The following is an 18,917-nucleotide window of genomic DNA, read 5'->3' as shown; positions in this document are numbered from 1 at the left end:
GCGCACCTGTGTGGAACACGGACCGTATGCCGGACTGTTACCGGCGTTCCGGGCCGATCTGTACAGGTTCTGAGCCATTATCCAGTAGTGCTTCCCCCTGATGTCCCGGCTGCCGGTGTGCGGAACGGGGATACCGGATGCCGTACCGCAACCGAAGTGGCTGGAAATGTGTCTTGGGGTGCGTGGCTGAAGCCCGGGGGCGGGTGAGTGTCCGGCAGCACGCGCGGCCTTGGGGGGCTGGAATGAACACATGGGCAGTGCCCGGATACACCGAGTCGATGGAGCTCGGATCGGGGGCAAGCGGGCGGGTCGTCCTTGCCGTGCACGAGGAGACCGGCGTTCCGGTCGCGGTGAAGTACCTCAGCGAGTCGTTGCGCACCCGGCCGGGCTTCGTACGCGGGTTCAGGGCGGAGGCGCGGCTGCTCGGCGGCCTGGAGAGCCCGTACGTCACTGGGTTGTACGAGTACGTCGAGAGCCCGGACGGCGCCGCCATCGTGATGGAGCTGGTGGACGGTGTCTCGTTGCGGGCCCTGCTGACCAGGGAGGGCCCGCTCGATCCCGAGGCCGCACTCGTGGTCCTCAAGGGGTCGTTGCTCGGCCTGGCCGACGCACACCGCCTCGGCGTCGTCCACCGCGACTACAAGCCGGCGAACGTCCTGGTCGTGCCGGATGGATCGTCCAAGCTCGTCGACTTCGGGATCGCGGTGGACGCCGGCACCAGCGTCGGCGCGGCGGGAACCCCCGCCTACATGGCCCCGGAGCAGTGGACCGGCGCGCCCGCCTCTCCCGCCGCCGACGTGTACGCGGCCACGGCCACCTTCTTCGAGTGCCTGACGGGCCACAAGCCGTACGCGGGTGACAATCTCGCCGAACTCGCGCTGCAGCACGTCGACGCGCCCGTCCCCGCGGAGGAGGCCCCCGAGGCGGTGCGGGAACTGGTCCGGCGCGGTCTGGCCAAGGACCCGCGGGAACGGCCCGCACACGCCGAGGAGTTCGTCGCTGAACTCCAGGCGGTGGCCGGCGCCGCCTACGGGCCCGACTGGGAGGAACGCGGCCGCGGCCGGCTCGCCGCGCTGGTGGCCCTGCTGCCGCTGCTGCTGCCCTCGGCCCGCAGCGCCCCGCGGACCACGACGGACAGGGCACTTACGGTCCTGAGCCCGCGCCCCGGCTGGGCGCAGTCGTGGCGTCCCGGCCGAGCGGGGATGCTGCTGGCCGGTGCGGCCGTGCTTCTGGCCGTCGTCCTGTCCTACGGCGTCCAGCACACTCCGGGAGCGGATCCGCAACAGGCGGCGCAGGCACTGGCCACCACCAGTGCCCAGCCCGGCGTGGAGCCGGGAGGGCTCGCCGGTCCGACCGCGTCGGCGAACTCGTCCCCGCCTGCCCCGACGTCCACCGTGTCACCCAGCCTGTCGCCCTCGGAGCCGGCGACCGCCGACACCGGCGAGCCCTCCGCGTCCGGCACCACGGCTGCGGACCCGGAGGCCAGTACGCCCGGCGGGGCGACCACCGAGGCGGCGCCGACGACCGCTTCTCCCACCTCGCCGGCTGCTCCCGCCGTCAAGGACGTCGCGGTGTCGGGTTTCCAGCAGACGGGTGTGGCGACCGCCTCGGCCACAATCGACATCACCTCGGACGGCACCGGGCCACTCTCCATCACCGTCTCGTGGTTCACGGGCGACACCGGGGGAGAGCTCGGCACCCCGGACGGTGCGTCCCAGACGTTCGAGCGCAGCGGCGCCACCCAGTACACGCTCACCGTCGACCACACCTTCCAGGGGACCGGCTGCTACTGGGCGGTGCAGGCCACGACCACTCCGGCCTCCGCCGACGGCGGTGCCTCGCAGCAGCTTCAGACCAGGCGGTGTCTCATCCGATGAGCGCTCACAACGACCACGCTCCCGCGTTCGCCGAGGACCGCGAACCCACCCAGGCGCTCGGCCCGGCCGACGAAACCCAGGTGCTCGGCCCGGCCGACGACCACACTTCCACCCTCCACCTCGGCCCCACCGACGAACACGCCCCGAGCGACGAACCCCGCTCCGCCGACGCCGAGTACAGCGCCACGGTGTTGGCCAGCCACTGGATCCAGAGGCCCGAGCCGGACACCACTCTCGTCGGGCAGCCCTCCACGGAGATCCTGGCGACGCCGCCAACGCTGCCCGACCGTTCTGAAGGCACCGTGCTGCGCTTCGGCCCGGGGGTGACGGCCGCCGTCGCGCACCGAACCCACAGGACGCTGCCCGTGGTGCCGCCGCCTGGCGTGCCCCCGCGCCGACGTCTGCGAAGACACGCTCTGCCCGCGCTCCTGCTGATCGCCGTCATCGCCTTCCTCGCCTGGCAGCGCCTCGGACCTTCGGTCGCGGTGCGTGCGGCGGAGGTCACGGCCCGGCCGACGGTTCTGGGATGCGACGACACGGCGGACATCGTCGCCCTCGTCGCCACGAACGGCCGACCAGGCACGCTCTCCTACCGCTGGACCCGGAGTGACGACACCGCCTCGGGCGTCCTGAGCGAAGTGGTGGTGCGGGGCCAGAGACAGGCACGTCTGCACCTGCTGTGGACCTTCCAGGGCAAGGGTCACTACACGGCTCGGGCCGAACTGCGGATCCTCTCCCCCGGCCACCGCACGGTCACCACCCACCTCACGTACGAATGCCCCTGACGGCCGTCGGCGTCGGGCACTGTGTCGGCCACTTCCACGAGTGACGGAGCAGGCGACGTTCTGCCCGATGTCCTGGAAGCGCAGGGCGTCCTCGGGTTCCCGCCAGAGTGTGGACTCGATCGCCCGGCGCGTCCAACGGCCTCAGTCTGGCCGCACGTGGCCCGATCGGAGCGCGCACTCCACGAGTGGAGACCGCACACTCATCCCGGGCACACCGACACGGAAACCGAGAGCGCGAGTTCGATCCTCGTCACAATGCGAACCCCAGGCCGACGGCCCGGACTTCGCACGGGTCACGTCCCTGCGGCCATGCCTGACCGAAGCTGGACCGGGCGGCCCGGTTCTGGCCGCGGCCCCGTGCCGGTGGTCGTCGGCCGGCAGGTCGCGGGCGGGCTCGCCCAGGTCCGGTTGGGACCGCGACCGCTGTCGGGGCCCTTCCCCGGCCCATGAGTTCGACGTACTTCTCGCCCTGCTCCTCGCGTTCCGTACCAGGGGCACCCTGGGCTCGACGAACTCGTGCAACTGCGTTTCAGGACCCGGGACATCGCGCCTAGGGGGTGTGGGACCCTACGGATCGGCACCCCACCGGCTCCTCGTCGTGGAGGACAGCCAGGCCGTGGTGAGCCGCGGTGGCGGCGATGGCGAGGTCCACCGGTGGCATGTCAGGCCGGCGCGGCACCGCGTCGGCCCCTCTGCAGCAGTGTGCGCCGTGTCACGCATCGCAGAACCTCCCAAGTTGCCCAGATCACAGCGCAAACGCCCCTGTGGCGTCCATGCTCGAAACGGACATGGAGTCCCTAACCGGAGCGCACTGTCATGGACTTGGGTGAATAGCTCACAAGTGATCTATGGCACAGCGCCCGTGACAATTCATCTCGTTCTCTGTAGAAAGGCGCCAATCATGCCCGCTTACCTGTGCCCGCCTGCCGTGATACACGGCAAGCACGCCGTGCGGACCAGTCAGATTGTGGACGAAGTGCGCGGTCAGCACCCGAACGCGGCGTGGGCGCCGCGGATCGACGGCATCGCGGCCAGTACGGGCATCGAAACCCGTGGCTGGATGCTGCCGTTGGAGGCCGCCGTCGCGCCCGGCAGCGGAAGCGGCCTGCCGGCCGCCGGCATCGGGCCGGCCCGAGAGGCGCTGGCCGGTGACGGGTTCACCGAACAGGACGTGGATCGCGTGATCGCTGCCCTTGAGGCGATACCCGCGCCGCAGACCGTCCAGGAACGCACTGCGCCGGCCTGGTCGGCAGTGCAGTCCTACGGTGAGCGTGCGGCGCGCGGGGCCCTGCAGGTCGCCGGGCTGGACGCCGCGGACGTCGACTGTCTGATCACCAGTCACTCCACCACCCCGGCGCTGCCGGGGCTGGACGTCTCCCTCGCCAACAGACTCCCGCTCCGGCGCGACGTGCTGCTGCTGCCGGCCACGCAGTGGGCGTGCATAGCCGGGACCCGCTCCCTGGCGCTGGCGGCGGATCTCGTGGCCGCGGACCCCGACCGGGTGGTCCTGGTCGTGATCGCGGAGGCACTGAGCACGACCTACCAGCCCGCGGACGACACTCTGGAATCCCTGATCGTCCGGCTGCTGTTCGCGGACACTGCGGTCGCCACGGTGGTCACGGGCCGCCCGAGGCCCGAGTCGACGCTGCGTCTGGACACCGCCTGGCACCACACTCTGCCCGGCACCCAGGACCTGCACCGCCTGGAGACACGGGAGGACGGCACCCACTTCGTGATGGACCGGCGCGGGCCGCGCGCCGTGCAGGAGACGGTCACCGCGATGTGGGAGTGGTTGCGCCTCCGATACCAGGACGACCCCGGCTCCTGGCACCCCGACGTTCTGCTCGCCCACCCCGGCGGGACGCGTGTGCTGGAGTACATGGAGGAGACGATGCCCGACGGGTGGCCGTCGGGGCTCCTGCGCTACAGCCGGGACAGCTACACCAGCGGCAACCGCGGAGGCGCCGCCGTGTTCGACATCATGCGGAGGGCGTACGACGCCGGGCAGAAGGCGGGCAGCCGTGCCGTCCTGTACGCGGCTGCCCCGGGCCTCACTGCCACCGCCCTGGAAGGGGAGTGGCTGTAGTGCGGACTCGCGCCCCTCGTAACGCCGGTGCCGCCGCCTGACGAGCAGCTCCCGCGCCGCCCGGCCAGCGCCCCGTCACCACCCGGCCGGAGCTCCGTCACCACCCGGCCGGAGCCTCGCCACCAGCCCGCTGACGCCTCATCACCGCCGAGCCGACACACCGTCACCGCTCGACCGAAGCCCAGACCACCTTCCCGGTGTCCGTCCACCGCACCCCCCACCGGGTGGTGAGCCCATGCACTACGTGCAGGCCACGGCCGGCGTCGTCGAGGAGCCCGCCCGGGCCCAGCCGCGGCCTGCCGTTGCCGGTGTCGCCCACCTCGCACAGCAGCCCGTGGCCGGTCCTGATCAGCCGTACGGTGATGGGTCCGCCGGCGAAGCGGACCGCGTTGGCGACCAGTTCGTCGACCACCAGCAGCACGCTGTCCCTGGTGTGCTCTCTGGCGCTCCACTGCCCCAGCAGCTCGGAGACCAGTGTGCGGGCCCGGGCGGCCGCGTCGCCGCGGGCGGGTAGACGCCACGTCGCGGTGTCCTCCTTGCGGTAACCGATCATGCGGGCGATCAGCAGAGTCACGTCGTCGCGCCGACGCGTCGGCGCGACCGCCGAGACCACGCGCCGTGCGGCCTGGTCCAGGGCGTCCCACGGGTGCACCGAGGACACAGCGTCCGTCAGCCTGTCGATGCCCTCGTCGATCGACAGGGCGGGATCCTCCACCAGGCCGTCGGTGTAGAGGGCGAGCAGCGAGCCCGGGGGCGCACAGAACGCGTGCACGTCGTACGGCTCCCGCAGCGCGAACTCGGCGCCCAGTCCGGGGTGGGGGCGTATCGCGACCGGGCCGGCAGGTCCGTCCAGGAGTACCAGGACCGGGGGGAGGTGGCCGGCGCTGGCCACCGCCACGTGGTGGCTGACCGGATCGTACACGGCGATGCAGCAGGTCGACCCGAGGGCGCTGTAACCGGCCGCCAGCCCGGAATCCGCGTCGTCCAGCAGCGACACGGTCTCGTCCAGGTGCTCCAGCACCTCGTCGGGCGCCAGCCCCGCTGACAGCAGCGCGCGGGCCTCCATGCTCAGCTGCCCCATGGTCGCCGCGGCACCCAGCCCGTGCCCGACGACGTCTCCGACCATCAGCGCGGTACGGCCGTCCGGCAGCGGAAAGCTGTTCACCCAGTCGCCGCCGACACCCGCGCTGTCGGGGGTGGCGGGCTGGTAGACGCTGGCCGTCTGGATGGTGTCGCCGCCGGACCGTGGCAGCAGTCGGCGCTGCAAGGCCAGTACCTGTGTGTGCTCGCGCTGGTGCTGACGGGCCAGGTCCACGTGGTGGGAGGTCCTGGCCACCAGTTCCTGCAGGTCGAAGAGCTCACTGTCCGCGAAGGGGCGGTCCGCCCGCCGCCAGACCTCCGCGACACCCAGGACGACGGGCGGCGTGCCGTCCAGGACCAGCGGTATGCACACCACGGCCGCCGCCTGGTCGCCGGGCACCAGGGCACGTACCAGCCGAGGACTGTCGAGCACCCGTTCGATCGCTTTTCGGTCGGGTATGACGATGGCCTGCGCGGCATCGTCACGCCGTGTGGCCTGCGACAGCAGTCGACTCGCATCGCCGGGAAGATCGTTGCCCGGGGTCACGTAGCCGTCGGGCCACGCCCGGTCCGGCACCAGGGCCGCCCGCCGCAGCCGGAGGCGCCCCTGCGCCTGCTCGGTGACCGCCTCACCCGTCCACACGGCGAAGTCGAGGTCGATGGCGGTCACGTCACCCCAGGCCAGCAGGGACTCCGCCAGCGACTGCGCGGTCTCGCCGATGTCCAACGAAGTGCCGATCGCGGTCTCGGCGGCGTACAGGTGCAGCCTCCTGGCCATGGCGATCAGTGAGACGGTCAGGCCCTCCTGAGGCGCCGCGGCGGCCAGGATGCTCATCGAGACCACCAGCTCCGACCCGTCGCCGCGTCGCAGGCGCTGGACCCGGGCGACGTGCGGCTCACCGGTCTCGAGGACCTGCCGCAGGCGCCTGGTGACCGTCGGTACGTCCGAGGGAGGCAGGAGATCGACGAAAGGGTTCCCGGCCACGGCCTCCACCCCCGCGAAGACCGGGGCGTCCAGATTGCAGCGGGTGATTCTCAGATCCCGGTCCAGATTGACCGCGCCGAGGATTTGCTCCTGACCGGCGGGGGTCGGGTTGTCGGATACGTCCCGACGGGTGGCGTCGTCCCCCTGCGGGTCGGCGGAACCGGCGGCCGCTGCCGCTCCGTCGACTGGCATGTACTGCCCCAAAGCGCTGCTGACCATGTCGAACGGTGACGCAGACGAGGGGGGTGGGGTGGAGTCCATGCGGCTCTCTCAGCTCGCTCGCCGACCCCGGCACCACGTCGGAGCCGTACCAGAACCCGGGCGACAGAGTCCCGGGATCCTTGACCGCAAACCTCATTCAATAACACCCGGGGCCGCTTCGCCCACACCAGCGGGCCGCACGGTGACGCGGTGGCAGCCGACGACCAGTCGACGGCCGGTTCCCTCGCAGTCGTTCCATGGTCGTCGCCGCTCTGCACGTCGTCGAAGCCGTGTCGCATGGAGGCTGCGCACCCTCGGTGCGGGGCGGGCGGATGTCGAGGCCAGTCCGCGGTCGTCGTAGAGGGTTTCGGGGATGGAGCGCCGGCGCCCGGCCGCCGACGCGCGGCAGTAAACTGTCTGCTTTCCTTAGGACGCCAGCCCCGAGCAGACCACGCCTCCGCACGTCTGGTTCCCGTTCGGAGGGAACTGCCGCGTGCCGAGAAGTAGACGTCGCCGACTGTGCTCCCGGTATGGCAAAGGCTGCTGCGACCGGGCGACCCGTTCGGGTGCCGCAGGCGGTTCAGCCGAAGCCGGTTCGCAAGGGGCCACACCTGTGCTTCTTCCGGCTCGTTGCTCACCGTGCGGCCGCGCACCAGGCGCGACCTGTTCAATCGCGCAGTCGAGTGGGGCAGGGGTGGCGGTGGATTCCTCGGTGTGGGGCGGCCGGTTCGGCGGAGCGTGCTGGTGACGGGTGCAACCGGTGGCATTGGTGTGGCGACAGTCTTGCGATTGGCGGGTGCCGGTTTTGATGTGATCGGTACAGCGCGCAGCCAGCAGAAGGAGGACGGCCTGGTCGCTGCCGCCGGGGCGCGCGGGCGGTGGCTGCGCACTGTGGTGGTGGATGTCGCTGAGCCGTCTTCCTGTGTTGAGGCGATGGGAGAGGTCGCCCGGATGACGGGTGGCGGCGTGTGGGCGGTGGTGAACAACGCCGGACTGCCGTGGTCAGGCGTTGCCAGAGCAGGTCGTGGTCGGCGGGTGCGAGGCGGAGCCGGTGCACATCCTCGGACTGTTGGTGAAGAAGCCCCGCACGTTCTCGCCGACGTAGTCCGGCGTCAGATCGCCGAAGAAGCGGGGCTGACCAGGATCACGGTGCACCGCCGGTCAGCCCACCGGCAGGCGCTGCTGGAGGCGTCTGCGACGGGGCGGCTGAGCGAGGACTGGGAGACGTGCATCTCCGCGGCGGCCGTGGTGAAGCTCGCGGCCAGGGCGACGGCCGTGTACGCCGTCAGTTGTCGCAAGGCGGTGGCCTCCATGGCCGACGAGTGTAGGGCTCGCCCGCGTTGATTGATGCGTTCATCGCATGGACAGATCTCGGTTTGATGCTGGACACCGAACCGGTGGTGCTTCGAAACTCTCGCGTAACGCCTCGGCTTGCCCTTGCCCGACTCCGCCAAGCGTCGCCGCCACGCCGTCCACCCAACGCACGCCGAACCGGAACTGCCGGCCACCCGCCCGGACGAGATCCGGTCCCGGGACGCAACGCGGCTGCGCGGACCGGTCAAACGGGTCTTGTACCACCTGTACTCGATCATCGACATCTACAGCCGCTACACCGTCGTCTGGATGGTCGCCGTCCGCGCCGACGTTATGACCGCCGTCTACCAGCGCGACCTCGAACGGTTCGTCAACAAGCCACCCGCCCCGCCGATCGTCCCCGCCAGCGTGTGGATCAACCAGCCGGACGATCACGCCGCCCAGTGATCACCTCGGACGCTGGCGACCCCGGCTCACCCGACCAACCGACCAGGGCGAGGCCGCCACCATCCGGGTTCTCCGCGTGCACGGGCGGGCTCGGCCTTGCACCAAGCCCTCCGCTCCAACTCCACCCGTTCCTGATCGCTCGCTGTGATGCTCACCCGGCTCGGCGCACGTCGTTGCCCGCGAACGTCAGGAACACCGGAGCCGGACTTGTGTCACGCCACCGGCTAGCGCTGCAGTGTCAGCACACCCGGCCGGTACGGCAGGAGGCCGTAGTCCATGCCGTCGGTGCTGGGGTCGCGCCCCTGGTAGAGGAACTGGAGGTTGCAGGGGTCAATGGTCTTGGTCTGGTCGGGGTTGGTGCGAACCAGATCGCCGTGGCTGATGTCGTTGGTCCAGGTCGCGCCGCTGTTGGCCTTGCCGGCGAACGGGTTGGTCACGGTGTCGGCCTGCGGTGTCCAGGTGCCGTCGAGGCTGGTGGCCGTGAACGAGCGGAAGTAGCGACCGTACCCTGTGTAATTCTGGGCCTCGACGATCATCAGGTACTGGTTCTGGCCCCGGACCTTGTAGACCTCAACCGCCTCGAACAGGTTGAGCGGCGTGTCGCTCATGATCTTCGTGAAAGAACCGAAGGTGCCAGGGAAGTTGCCGATGGGCATGCTGGCGCGCCAGATGCCGCCCTCATCGTCGGCGAAGAACATGTACATGTTCGTGTCGTCGCCGATGAGGGTCACGTCGAGAGGGCCGCCCTTCGGCAGGGTGCCCGTGAACAGTTCCTGCTGCGCGGACCAGCCGTTGGGGTTGGTGGGGTCGCTCGATGTGCGGTAGCCGAAGCTGTATGGCCAAGCCCCGTTGTAGGCGAGCACCCAGAGGTTCTTCGGGGCGAAGTAGAACAACGTCGGCGCGATGCCGTCGAAGGGGATCGTGTTCTGGGTGGCGGCGGCCATGTCGGACCAGTTCGTGAAGGGGCTGAAGGTCGTCAATCCCCAGCGCCCATCGTTACCGGCGAGGGTGTTGTGCGTTGTGGCATAGATGACGTGCTTGCCGTTGTAGACGACGCTGGTGAAGTCCTTGAGCGAGGCCCACCCCGCCTTCGGCTGCGCCAGCGGGCCGGTCGATGTCCAGTGGTAGATCGACGGAAGAGCACACGCGTTGTTCGCTCCGGACAGGCCGGTCCACTTCTGGTTGGTGCCGCCGTGGCACGACCAGAGCTGCACCCCCGTGCCGTTGGCCTTGCCCCAGCCCGCGACGTCCAGGCACAGTCCGGACCGCACGCCGACGATCGTGCCGTCGGAGTTCACCCGCCACTGCTGGTTGTCACTGCCGTTGCACGTCCAGATCTGTACCGGGGTCCCGGGAGTGGTGGCGCCGCCCCGGACATCCAGGCACTTGTTGCCGTACACGGTCAGCTGGTTGCTGTCCGTCGACGTCCACTGCTGGTTGATTCCACTGTGGCAGTCCCAGATGTGCACGTTCGCGCCGTCGGTCTGGCTGACGCCTGCCACATCGAGACACCGGCCGGAATCAACGCCGCGCACGTCGCTGGTGGTGGCCGCCTGAGCCGGGCTGGCGACGAGCAGTGCTGCCAGCGCGGTCAGGGCCGTGACCGCGGCGGCGACCATCGCCGACGGATTTCTGCGGCTGAAACTACGTCTGCGCATAAGGACCTCGTCATCCTTGAGCAAGCGACTCCGGTCTTCCCTGTCAGAGGCTGTCCGGATTGGCGGTGTGATACGACCCGGCTGTGCGGTATACCGAACAAGGGTCGAAGTGTCGATCGAGAAAAATGCTAGACATCCCATGAATGGCGTCAATGCTTCTCGCTCAATCCGGGGGCAGAAACGTTCGCAGGCTTAAACCAGGCGGCTTCAAGTCCCGTGGTCGTACGGGCTTTTGGTGTGAGGAGCAGGTAGCGGTGCGCACGGGGGTTCGGTAAGGTCCGCGCCGACCCGACGTGGGCGACCGCCCTGGGCAGGTCCCTGCGCGTCCTCACAAACCGCGACGTTTCCCGGTGACTCCTCCCCAAGTTCTTCGAGCAGGGGATGCCCCATGCCCCGCCATGCCGCGGTGGCGGCGTACCTCCACGAGCGCGCCGGCGACCTGGCGACGGCGGCTCGGCTGTACGCCGAGGCGGCCCACAAGGCACCCGGCCTCGCCGAGCGCGACCACCTGACGCCAGGCCCCCCGGCTCAACGCTCGCCTGCCAAGGGTGTTGTCATGGGCGTGGTGATGCGGCGTGGCCGGGTCGTCGGGTGCGCCGGTCACCACGCTCCGGCCGGCCAGTGCGGCCTGGGCCGCGCCGTCGCCCGTCGCGGTGGGGGCGGCCGCCGTCTGTCTTTTCCTGTGCTTCCTGTGCGGTTTCAGCCGCTCGGTCACCGCGGGGCGGTGTGCGGCCGGAGACATGTGATGGTTCGCGCCGTCGAGGTGGAAAGCGAGCCCGGGCGGGTCACCGGGTCACGGGGTCCGGTGAGACGGTGCGACAGCGTCTCGGCGAAAAGCGATTGAAAGGGCAACCTTTCCGCTCTGAGTGGCCACTTAGGGGTGTACCGACGAGGGCGAGCCGTGGTCAGCGGCGCTACGCACTCTGTGTCAGCACCTGATCGGAGCATTACGTGTCACCAGACAACCCGAGATCCGCCGAGCAGCCGATGCCTCGGGGTCGCACGCCCCGCCGTAGCCGGATGCGCCTCCGCTTTGTCGCGGGGGCGGTGGCGGTGCTCGCCGCCTCGGCCGGTGTCGGCGCCCTGGCGTCCAGCGCGGACGCCGCGTCGACCGTCGGCATCCGTGTGGATGCCGGTACCTCCTTGGGCACGGTGCCCAGCAGTGGCGCCGGCCTCAACACGGGCGTCGGCGACGACCGCATGGGGGACGCCAAGGTGACATCGCTGATGAAGGCCGCAGGAGTTCGGCAGCTTCGCTATCCCGGCGGCTCCGGCGCGGACGACTTCCACTGGAAGACCCACACCATGGGCAACGGCGGCTGGATCGTACCCAACACCGACTTCGACCACTTCATGGCCACCGCGAAGAAGGTCGGCGCCCAGCCGATCCTGACCGCGAACTACGGTTCCGGCACCCCCCGGGAGGCCGCCGACTGGGTCAAGTACGCCAACGTCGACAAAGGTTACGGCGTGAAGTACTGGGAGATCGGCAACGAGGTCTACGGCAACGGGCACTACAGCAACGGCAAGGGCTGGGAAACCGACACGCACGCCGACAAGAGCCCGAAGGAGTACGGGAAGAACCTCGTCGCCTACGCGAAGGCGATGAAGGCCGTGGACCCGAAGGTGAAGATCGGAGCGGTGCTCACCACCCCCGGCTTCTGGCCAGACGCGGAAAAGGCTCCCGGTGACACCGCCGACTGGAACAACACGGTGCTCTCCATCGCGGGACGCTCGATAGACTTCGTCATCGTCCACTGGTATCCGGGCGGCACCACCACGGCCGACCTGCTGAACACCCCCTCCCGGATCGCCGGTGTCAGGTCCTCGCTGCGCTCGCTGATCGCCAAGTACACAGGCTCGCGCGCCGCTTCGGTGGAGATCGCGGTCACCGAGACCGACGCCGCCTTCTCGCCCGCCTTGACCAGCCAGGCCGCAGCCCTGTTTGCGCCGGACACCTACATGACCTGGTTCGAGCAGGGTGCCACCCACGTGGACTGGTGGAACCTGCACAACGGCACGGACCAAGCACCCACCACCGTCAACGGCCAGACCGACTACCAGGACGGGGGCATTCTCTCCGCGGGAACCTGCGCCGGGGGGAAGTGCCAACCGACGCGCGACACAACCTTCCCCACCTACTGGGGCATCCGCTCGCTGACCGCACTGGCGAAGCCTGGCGACACCATGGTCAAGTCGTCCTCGGGCAACTCTTCGGTCACTGTGCACGCGGTGCGGAACAGCACCGGCGGTCTGAACGTCATGCTGACCAACAAGAGCCCGCAGAACGCGGCGCAGGTGTCGCTCTCGTACGCCGGATTCACCCCGGCCGCAGGGGCGGTCACGACCGTTTCGTACGCCAAGGGAGGCACCGCCCTGACTACGGCGAAGCGGGGCTCGGCGGTCGCACAGACGCTGCCGCCGTACTCGATCACGACTCTTCAGCTGAAGCCCGCGTCGGGTACCGCCGGCGCTGACAAGCCGACGCCCGCCGCCACACCGACCGCCGCCACGCCGGTTGTCTCCGCCCCCGGCACTACCGGCACCCGTGCGCAGGGGGAGATCGGCGCACCCGTCGGCCAGCCGACCCCGGGCAGCACGTCCGGCGACCTGGCTTCCACCGGGGTGAGCAACGCTGTCACGTACAGCGCCCTCGGTGGCCTTCTGGTCATCGCTGCCGGCGGCGTGCTGGTGCTTCGCGGACGTCGCCGCAGGGCTTTGCACGGGAAGTGAGACCGCGTGAGTGACTGACGGCCCGGCAGCAACGCCACCCACCCGTGGCGTACGCGCCGGGCCGTCGGCCTCCGCGCCGGCGTCGGCGGTCAGGAATGTGCGACATTCCGTGCATTCTACTGAGCCCCGCGGAGTCCCCAACCTCGTGGCCAGGGGTTTCGCCCTCTCTCTGGTGACGTTTCGCGCTCTGACGTAACGTCGGGATTCCTGAAGCGTTCTCACTGTGAATGACCGGTCGACGGTCATGGTGAAGGTGAGGGCTCGGGTTGGCGCTGGCTGTCGTACGGAACCTGCGCGATGTCCGGCCGCCGGCCACGGCCGAGGAGCTGGAGCAGTTCGAGACCGACGTGCTGGCGGGGTTCGTGGTGGCTCGGGCCTCGGCGGGGCTGGCGGACGGCACGATCCGCGGCGACGTCGGGCACGGGAGCAGATGCGGTCCTGGTTCGGTCGGCCGCTGTGGGAGATGGAGCCGCCTGATGCCGACGCGTACTTCGGGTAGATGCTGCGGGCTTCGCCGAGCGGCACCCGGCTGGGGCGCTCTCAGGCGCTGACCACGTACTTCCTGTTCCTGGAGCTGCGGCACAAGGCCGAGATCCACCGGATGACCGGTCGGGTGATCGAGTGCCCGATCGACGAGATGATCCGGCCGCGCGGCGCGAAGGATGCGGCACTTCGGATTCCGCCGTCCGGGCCGGAGGCCAAGGCGCTGTTCGCTGGCCACGCCGTGCAGCGCCTCCGTTCCGGTCCGGAAGGAGGCGACGCCCAAGCGCTCGACAGGTGGCGCGTCATGGTGCAGCAGAGCGATCCTCTCGTCGAGCGTGAGCCGTTGCAGCAGGTCGTCGACGCGCTTCACCGGCGGGAGAGCGGTATCGCTGAACGGCGGCCGGTTGGTGTCGGGTAGGAAGGCAGAACCCACGGGAGAAACCCCTCAACGAGTGGGACGGGAAAGCAGTGGTGAAGCGCTTCGACGCCGTCATCGCCCCTGCTCGGGTATCAAATGCCCGAAATGAAGAAAGCTTCTTTTAGTCCAAACCCTTGTTCCGCTGGAAAGACCCCATTAACTTGCGTCGCGAAGTGAAGCGCTTCGACACTCTCGCGCTCTCCCTCGGGGGAAGGGCCGCCCCGGCCGACAGGAAGGAAGCCAAGACACCACCATGGTGACCATCGCCGATGTGGCTCGGCGCGCGGGCGTCTCGACCAGCACCGTAAGTTGCGTGCTCAACGGCAGGACCTCAGTGTCCGACGCGGCCCGGCGCCGTGTGCAGCGCTCCGTGGCCGAGCTCGGCTACCACCCCAACGCCGGCGCCAAGGCGCTGGCCGGCCGCCGTCACGCCTACGACGTCCTGCTGATCACGAGCGACGAAGGTCCTGAGGGCGTGCGGCGCGTCGCGGCGAGCGGTCTCGCGGACGGCGTGATCCTCATGGCCGTCGAGCTCGACGACCCGCGCATCCAGGTACTGCGGGAGCAGGGCACGCAGCGGGCACCACATTCCCGGTGGAGGTGGCCACGCACGTCACCGGCACTCTGGAGCACGCGAGCCGGGCGCTGTCGACGCTGGTGATGTCGTTCGACGTCTGGGTAGCGGGCCTGCCGCACATCGAGATCTACGGAACGGAAGGCTCGCTGTCCGTCACCGACCCCAACCGCTTCGACGGCCCGGTGCGCCTCTTCCGGGCCGGCGCGGAGACCAAGCACTGGGGGGACGTCCCCGTGCGGGGCGGCTACCCGGGCGCCGAGCGCGGCTACGGCATCGCTGACCTGGCAGCCACCCACGCCTCCCGACACCCCGCACCGCGCGGACAGCTGCCTCGCCCATCACGTCCTGGAGGTCATGGAGGCGCTGCTCGCCGCGGCCGAAGCCGGACAGCCGGTCCACATCACCAGCACCCCCGTGCGGCCCGCTGTCGTACCGGCGCACGCGGGCCGGGCGTTCGCCGCGCACACCGGCCGCTGACACCGAAGAAGCGAAGGAACACTCATCATGATCGACACCCGCGTTCTCCTCGACTGGGGCCACGACGCCCTGCGCCTGATCATCGACGCCGACCAGGACGGCCGTCCGCGACTCCGTCACCTCGGCGCCCCCGACATCGTGCCCAGGCCGGCCGGTTCGAGGGAGTCGCTGCCGCTGGTCGATGCCTTCGTGGGCGCCCAGGGCCCGGACCCGTCGAGCCGGCGCCTGCTCGACAGTGTCGGCGCACGGCTGCGCTACCTCGGCCACGACGCCCGGCGCGACGGGGACTGGCACCAGCTGACCGTCCGCCTGCACGACCCCGAGACGGACCTCGCCGCTGACGTGGTCTACCGCTCGCCCGACGGCATCCCGGTCCTGCGTGCACACGTGGAGCTGCGCAACGGGGGCAGCAACCCGCTCGACCTGGAGTCGGTCACCTCCCTCATCCTCGGCGTCCTCACCACGGACCCGGCTCAGCTGGAGACCGCGGACCTGCTGTGGGCGGAGCACGATTGGATCAACGAGCACCGCTGGCAGCGGCGCCCGTTGCGCCAGGCCGTCCCGCACATCAACGGCCGCGTCCACCAGCGCTACCGCATGGGGACCTTCGCCATCGTCGGGAAGGGTTCCTGCTCCAGCGGCGGTCACCTGCCGATGGGCGCGCTGAGCGACCGCGGGACGGGGCGGACCTGGCTGTGGCAGCTGGAGACCAACGGCGGCGGCTGGCAATGGGATTGCGGGGAGAACATGGACACGGGATTCCTGTCCCTGTCCGGCCCCACCAACATCCGGCACGGCTGGTCGCACCGTCTTGAGCCGGGGGCGAGCTTCACGACCGTCCCCGTGGCCCTCGCCCTCACCGAGGCCGGCGGCACCGACGGGGCGTTCGCCGCCCTCACCCGATACCGGCGGGCGATCCGCCGCCCGCACCCCGACCACCAGCACCTGCCCGTCATCTTCAACGACTACATGAACTGCCTGATGGGCGACCCGACCACAGCCCGCCTGCTGCCGCACATCGACGCCGCCGCCGAAGCGGGCGCCGAGTATTTCGTCATCGACGCCGGCTGGTACGACGACGGGGACGGCGGCTGGTGGACCACCGTCGGCGCGTGGGAGCCCGCCCCCTCCCGCTTTCCCGGCGAGGGCGGCCTGGGGGAGGTCATGGATCGGATACGGGAGCGCGGCATGGTGCCGGGACTGTGGCTGGAGCCGGAAGTGGTGGGGGTGGAAAGCCCGGTCGCCACCGCCCTGCCCGACGAGGCGTTCTTCCGCCGCCACCGCGCCCGCGTCAACGCGAACGGCCGCTACCACCTCGACCTGCGCCACCCCACCGCCCGCGCCCACCTGGACTCGGTCGTGGACCGGCTCGTCGACGGCCTGGGCATCGGCTACTTCAAACTCGACTACAACGTGGACGCGGGTTCCGGCACCAGCAGTCACCCCGGTGAGGCCCCGGCGGACGGCCTGCTCGGCCACAACCGCGCCTTCCTCGACTGGCTGGACGGCGTGTTGGACCGCCACCCGGGCCTCGTCCTGGAGAGCTGCGCCTCCGGCGGCAAGCGCGCCGATTACGCCCTTCTCTCGCGCGTCCAGCTGCACTCCACCAGCGACCAGCAGAACCTGGAGTTGTACGCCCCGATCGCGGCGGCCGCACCCACCGCGGTCACGCCGGAACAAGGGGCGGTGTGGGCCTACCCGCTGCCCGACAACTCCCTCGACGAGGTCGCCTTCACCATGGCCAGCGCCCTCCTTGGCCGCATCCACCTCTCCGGCCTCCTCCCCGAACTCGCCCCCGAAGCCCTCGCGCTGGCGCACGAGGCGGTCGCCGTCCACAAGACGATCCGCGGTGACCTGGCCACCGCTGTCCCTGCCTGGCCGCTGGGCCTCCCCGGCTGGTACGACCCGTGGGTCGCCCTGGCTCTGCACACACCCGACACCACGTACGTCACCGTGTGGCGCCGTCCCGGTGACGACTCCGACGAGTCGGCCGTTCTCCCGTTCCCGACCCTTCGCGGCGCCCGGGTCGGCGTCGACGTGCTGTACCCCTCCACCACCAAGGCGCAAGCCACGTGGGACCCGGAGGCCGCGACGCTCGACGTCTCCCTCCCGTCGGCCCCTTCGGCGGTGCTGCTCCGTCTCTCCACCCGCCCGGAGTGAACCGACAGACAAATAGCGACGGCTCCGCACCGGGGAGGTGCGGAGCCATTCATTCTCGGTACGGACAGGGGGACGCGGGACAGCGCCCCCGGGCAGGACCGCCGCGACGACGATCGCGACGGTCGCAAGGGAATCCGCAGCTCCTGGCGCTGCTGCTGCTCGGCGGTGAGCCACAACGCCGGTGCTTCGGCCCAGCCCCGGCCCGGCTCGACCAGCCGGGCGCGTACAACGCGACGGACCGGGCGCCCGGGGTAGTCGCCCACCGGGCGGCCGAGGGGCAAAGTGCCGTTCGCCTCGTCCCAGCACAGCTAGGTGCGGGTGCCGGCGCCCTGCTCGTAGCCCTGTAGCCGCCTCATCACCGAGACCGAGGAACACCCTCATGCCACAGCGCCCCGACACCACCCCGCGGGGCGCGGGCCCTGCGGGAGGACTGTCTGCGACGGCTCGTGGAGCAAGCAAGTGTGATCAGAGTTACGGCGGCTATGAGGCCGCAACAACGGCGCTGAGCTTGGCCGTGGGCACGGTACGAGGGCGATGAAGCTGGTGGCGGCTGGGGTACCGGTCCGGCCTGGTCGTAGACGAGAGGCTCGGGCGCGAGGAGGAACGCCGCTGCCGCGGGATCGCCCTTGGAAGTCAGGACGTCGTACCGATCGGCCAGCGCTTCGAGAAGCGCCTGAGCGTCCTGGAGCGCTCTGCTGTGGCGCTTCGTATCGGCCTCGGGGTGCTCCCCGCCCGGGATCGGCATGGGGCCGGAGGGCTCAGTCCCAGGACCGGATGTGCAGCTCGCCTCACTGGCGGCGAACGACGTCCTCGACGCCCCCCCCGGCACCGCGCTCGGCAGCGCACCCAGCGAGTTGCCGTCCAGATAGACAACGTCGTCGAGCAGGAACCGCTCGCGCAGCCCGGCCAGCTCATCGGCGGCGTCCAGCTTCGCCGCCCGCGCGGCCTTCTCCTCGTACTTGTCCGCGAACTCGGGCGTCTCAGACATGGCTGCGCGCCGTCCTCAGCTCGGGGAACACGTTCTTCGAAGCGCGCTTCTCCAGCCAGGCCACGCCCGCCGAACCGCCGGTGCCGACCTTGGCGCCCATGGCCCTGCCGGTGGCGACGAGATGGTCGTTGCGCCAGCGCCACACCAGCTCGGCGACGTCAGTGAGGGCCTCGCCGAGCCGTACGAGCTCCGCGCCCTGCTCATTGCGGTACAGCTCGGTCCACACCTCCTCGACCCCGGCCGACGGCTCGTAGCGCAGCGCGAGGTCCCGCTCCAGGACCTCCGCCGGGATCGCGTGCCCGCGGCGCGCCAGCAGCCGCAGCGCCTCGTCGTACAGGCTCGGCTGCTGCAGCGCCTTCTCCAGCTCGGCGTGCACGCGCGGCGCGCCCCGGTGCGGGACCAGCATGGACGCGGACTTCTCGCCGAGCAGGAACTCCATCCGCCGGTACATCGCCGACTGGAATCCGGAGCCCTCGCCGAGGGCCGACCGGTAGGAGTCGAAACATTCCCGTCGCCGTCGCGGATCAGTGTTCCTGACCCCTGCCGCCCAGGCCTTCGCGAACATCCTGCGCGACAGCGCCGCCGCCGGCGCCAGGTCATGACATGGCGCGGCGAGCTTGGTCGGCACAGGCTGCGTTCAATCACACG

10 protein-coding genes and 6 pseudogenes are annotated in these 18,917 nt (G+C 70.2%); 10 read left to right on the top strand and 6 right to left on the bottom strand.

Features of this window, described 5'->3' with window-relative positions; all coding sequences use genetic code 11:
- Positions 1–242 precede the first annotated feature (242 nt).
- From ACIBJB_RS32390 to ACIBJB_RS32380, 3 genes are all read left to right on the top strand, one after another.
- Positions 243–1,877, top strand: coding sequence for a protein kinase (locus tag ACIBJB_RS32390; protein WP_398935844.1), 1,635 nt, complete (start codon positions 243–245; stop codon positions 1,875–1,877).
- On the top strand, positions 1,874–2,662 hold the full coding sequence (locus ACIBJB_RS32385; protein ID WP_398935842.1) for a hypothetical protein: 789 nt from the start codon (positions 1,874–1,876) through the stop codon (positions 2,660–2,662). Before ACIBJB_RS32390 ends, ACIBJB_RS32385 begins: the two co-directional genes overlap by 4 nt.
- Positions 2,663–3,563: 901 nt before the next feature.
- Positions 3,564–4,748: a type III polyketide synthase gene (locus ACIBJB_RS32380; protein WP_398935840.1), complete on the top strand. Its 1,185-nt coding sequence runs from the start codon at positions 3,564–3,566 to the stop codon at positions 4,746–4,748.
- Positions 4,749–4,911: 163 nt separating this feature from the next.
- Here the strand turns inward: ACIBJB_RS32380 and ACIBJB_RS32375 are convergent, their stop codons facing one another.
- Positions 4,912–7,074 (bottom strand): SpoIIE family protein phosphatase, encoded by a 2,163-nt coding sequence (locus tag ACIBJB_RS32375; RefSeq protein ID WP_398935838.1) that lies wholly within the window; start codon positions 7,072–7,074, stop codon positions 4,912–4,914.
- 459 nt (positions 7,075–7,533) lie between these two features.
- On the opposite strand from ACIBJB_RS32375, the pseudogene ACIBJB_RS32370 reads away from it, so the two are divergent.
- Positions 7,534–8,010 (top strand): annotated as a pseudogene (locus ACIBJB_RS32370) (SDR family NAD(P)-dependent oxidoreductase); the annotation flags it as partial.
- 116 nt (positions 8,011–8,126) lie between these two features.
- Here ACIBJB_RS32370 and ACIBJB_RS32365 read toward each other — a convergent pair.
- Positions 8,127–8,327 (bottom strand): LysR family transcriptional regulator, encoded by a 201-nt coding sequence (locus tag ACIBJB_RS32365; protein ID WP_398935836.1) that lies wholly within the window; start codon positions 8,325–8,327, stop codon positions 8,127–8,129.
- Between the two features lie 118 nt (positions 8,328–8,445).
- Between ACIBJB_RS32365 and ACIBJB_RS32360 the strand changes: the two genes are divergently transcribed.
- Positions 8,446–8,775 carry a hypothetical protein gene (locus ACIBJB_RS32360; protein WP_398935834.1) on the top strand — a complete coding sequence of 110 codons (330 nt, stop codon included), beginning with the start codon at positions 8,446–8,448 and terminating at the stop codon, positions 8,773–8,775.
- A 224-nt stretch (positions 8,776–8,999) separates the two neighbouring features.
- On the opposite strand, the gene ACIBJB_RS32355 is transcribed toward ACIBJB_RS32360, so the two are convergent.
- Complete coding sequence (locus ACIBJB_RS32355; RefSeq protein WP_398935832.1) at positions 9,000–10,433, bottom strand: non-reducing end alpha-L-arabinofuranosidase family hydrolase; 1,434 nt, start codon at positions 10,431–10,433, stop codon at positions 9,000–9,002.
- Positions 10,434–10,821: 388 nt separating this feature from the next.
- On the opposite strand from ACIBJB_RS32355, the pseudogene ACIBJB_RS32350 reads away from it, so the two are divergent.
- Positions 10,822–11,002 (top strand): annotated as a pseudogene (locus ACIBJB_RS32350) (RNA polymerase subunit sigma-24); the annotation flags it as partial.
- A gap of 451 nt (positions 11,003–11,453) precedes the next feature.
- The gene (locus tag ACIBJB_RS32345; RefSeq protein WP_398935830.1) at positions 11,454–13,166 is read left to right on the top strand and encodes an LPXTG cell wall anchor domain-containing protein; all 1,713 of its coding nucleotides are present in this window, start codon (positions 11,454–11,456) and stop codon (positions 13,164–13,166) included.
- A 715-nt stretch (positions 13,167–13,881) separates the two neighbouring features.
- Here ACIBJB_RS32345 and ACIBJB_RS32340 read toward each other — a convergent pair.
- A pseudogene (locus ACIBJB_RS32340) lies at positions 13,882–14,082 on the bottom strand (hypothetical protein); the annotation flags it as partial.
- A 238-nt stretch (positions 14,083–14,320) separates the two neighbouring features.
- Here ACIBJB_RS32340 and ACIBJB_RS32335 point away from each other — a divergent pair.
- From ACIBJB_RS32335 to ACIBJB_RS32325, 3 genes and pseudogenes are all read left to right on the top strand, one after another.
- Positions 14,321–14,632 (top strand): annotated as a pseudogene (locus ACIBJB_RS32335) (LacI family DNA-binding transcriptional regulator); the annotation flags it as partial.
- 366 nt (positions 14,633–14,998) lie between these two features.
- Complete coding sequence (locus ACIBJB_RS32330; RefSeq protein ID WP_398935828.1) at positions 14,999–15,121, top strand: hypothetical protein; 123 nt, start codon at positions 14,999–15,001, stop codon at positions 15,119–15,121.
- 27 nt (positions 15,122–15,148) lie between these two features.
- A complete protein-coding gene (locus tag ACIBJB_RS32325) occupies positions 15,149–17,281 on the top strand; it encodes an alpha-galactosidase (RefSeq protein ID WP_398935826.1) in 2,133 nt (710 codons plus the stop codon).
- Positions 17,282–18,072: 791 nt separating this feature from the next.
- Here ACIBJB_RS32325 and ACIBJB_RS32320 read toward each other — a convergent pair.
- A pseudogene (locus tag ACIBJB_RS32320) lies at positions 18,073–18,269 on the bottom strand (kynureninase); the annotation flags it as partial.
- A pseudogene (locus ACIBJB_RS32315) lies at positions 18,262–18,771 on the bottom strand (tryptophan 2,3-dioxygenase family protein); the annotation flags it as partial. The pseudogenes ACIBJB_RS32320 and ACIBJB_RS32315, both read right to left, overlap by 8 nt.
- Between the last annotated feature and the right edge of the window lie 146 nt (positions 18,772–18,917).

The organism is Streptomyces sp. NPDC050759, from assembly GCF_044456945.1.
Classification (GTDB): domain Bacteria; phylum Actinomycetota; class Actinomycetes; order Streptomycetales; family Streptomycetaceae; genus Streptomyces.
The sequence above is the reverse complement of the archived record's forward strand: the minus strand, read 5'-3'. Positions and strand labels throughout refer to the sequence as shown.

Bases quoted from the DNA above. Each gene is read 5' to 3' on its own strand.
- ACIBJB_RS32390 (WP_398935844.1), top strand. From the start codon at position 243: ATGAACACATGGGCAGTGCCCGGATACACCGAGTCGATGGAGCTCGGA.
- ACIBJB_RS32385 (WP_398935842.1), top strand. From the start codon at position 1,874: ATGAGCGCTCACAACGACCACGCTCCCGCGTTCGCCGAGGACCGCGAA.
- ACIBJB_RS32380 (WP_398935840.1), top strand. From the start codon at position 3,564: ATGCCCGCTTACCTGTGCCCGCCTGCCGTGATACACGGCAAGCACGCC.
- ACIBJB_RS32375 (WP_398935838.1), bottom strand. From the start codon at position 7,074: ATGGACTCCACCCCACCCCCCTCGTCTGCGTCACCGTTCGACATGGTC.
- ACIBJB_RS32365 (WP_398935836.1), bottom strand. From the start codon at position 8,327: ATGGAGGCCACCGCCTTGCGACAACTGACGGCGTACACGGCCGTCGCC.
- ACIBJB_RS32355 (WP_398935832.1), bottom strand. From the start codon at position 10,433: ATGCGCAGACGTAGTTTCAGCCGCAGAAATCCGTCGGCGATGGTCGCC.
- ACIBJB_RS32345 (WP_398935830.1), top strand. From the start codon at position 11,454: ATGCGCCTCCGCTTTGTCGCGGGGGCGGTGGCGGTGCTCGCCGCCTCG.
- ACIBJB_RS32330 (WP_398935828.1), top strand. From the start codon at position 14,999: ATGGAGGCGCTGCTCGCCGCGGCCGAAGCCGGACAGCCGGTCCACATC.
- ACIBJB_RS32325 (WP_398935826.1), top strand. From the start codon at position 15,149: ATGATCGACACCCGCGTTCTCCTCGACTGGGGCCACGACGCCCTGCGC.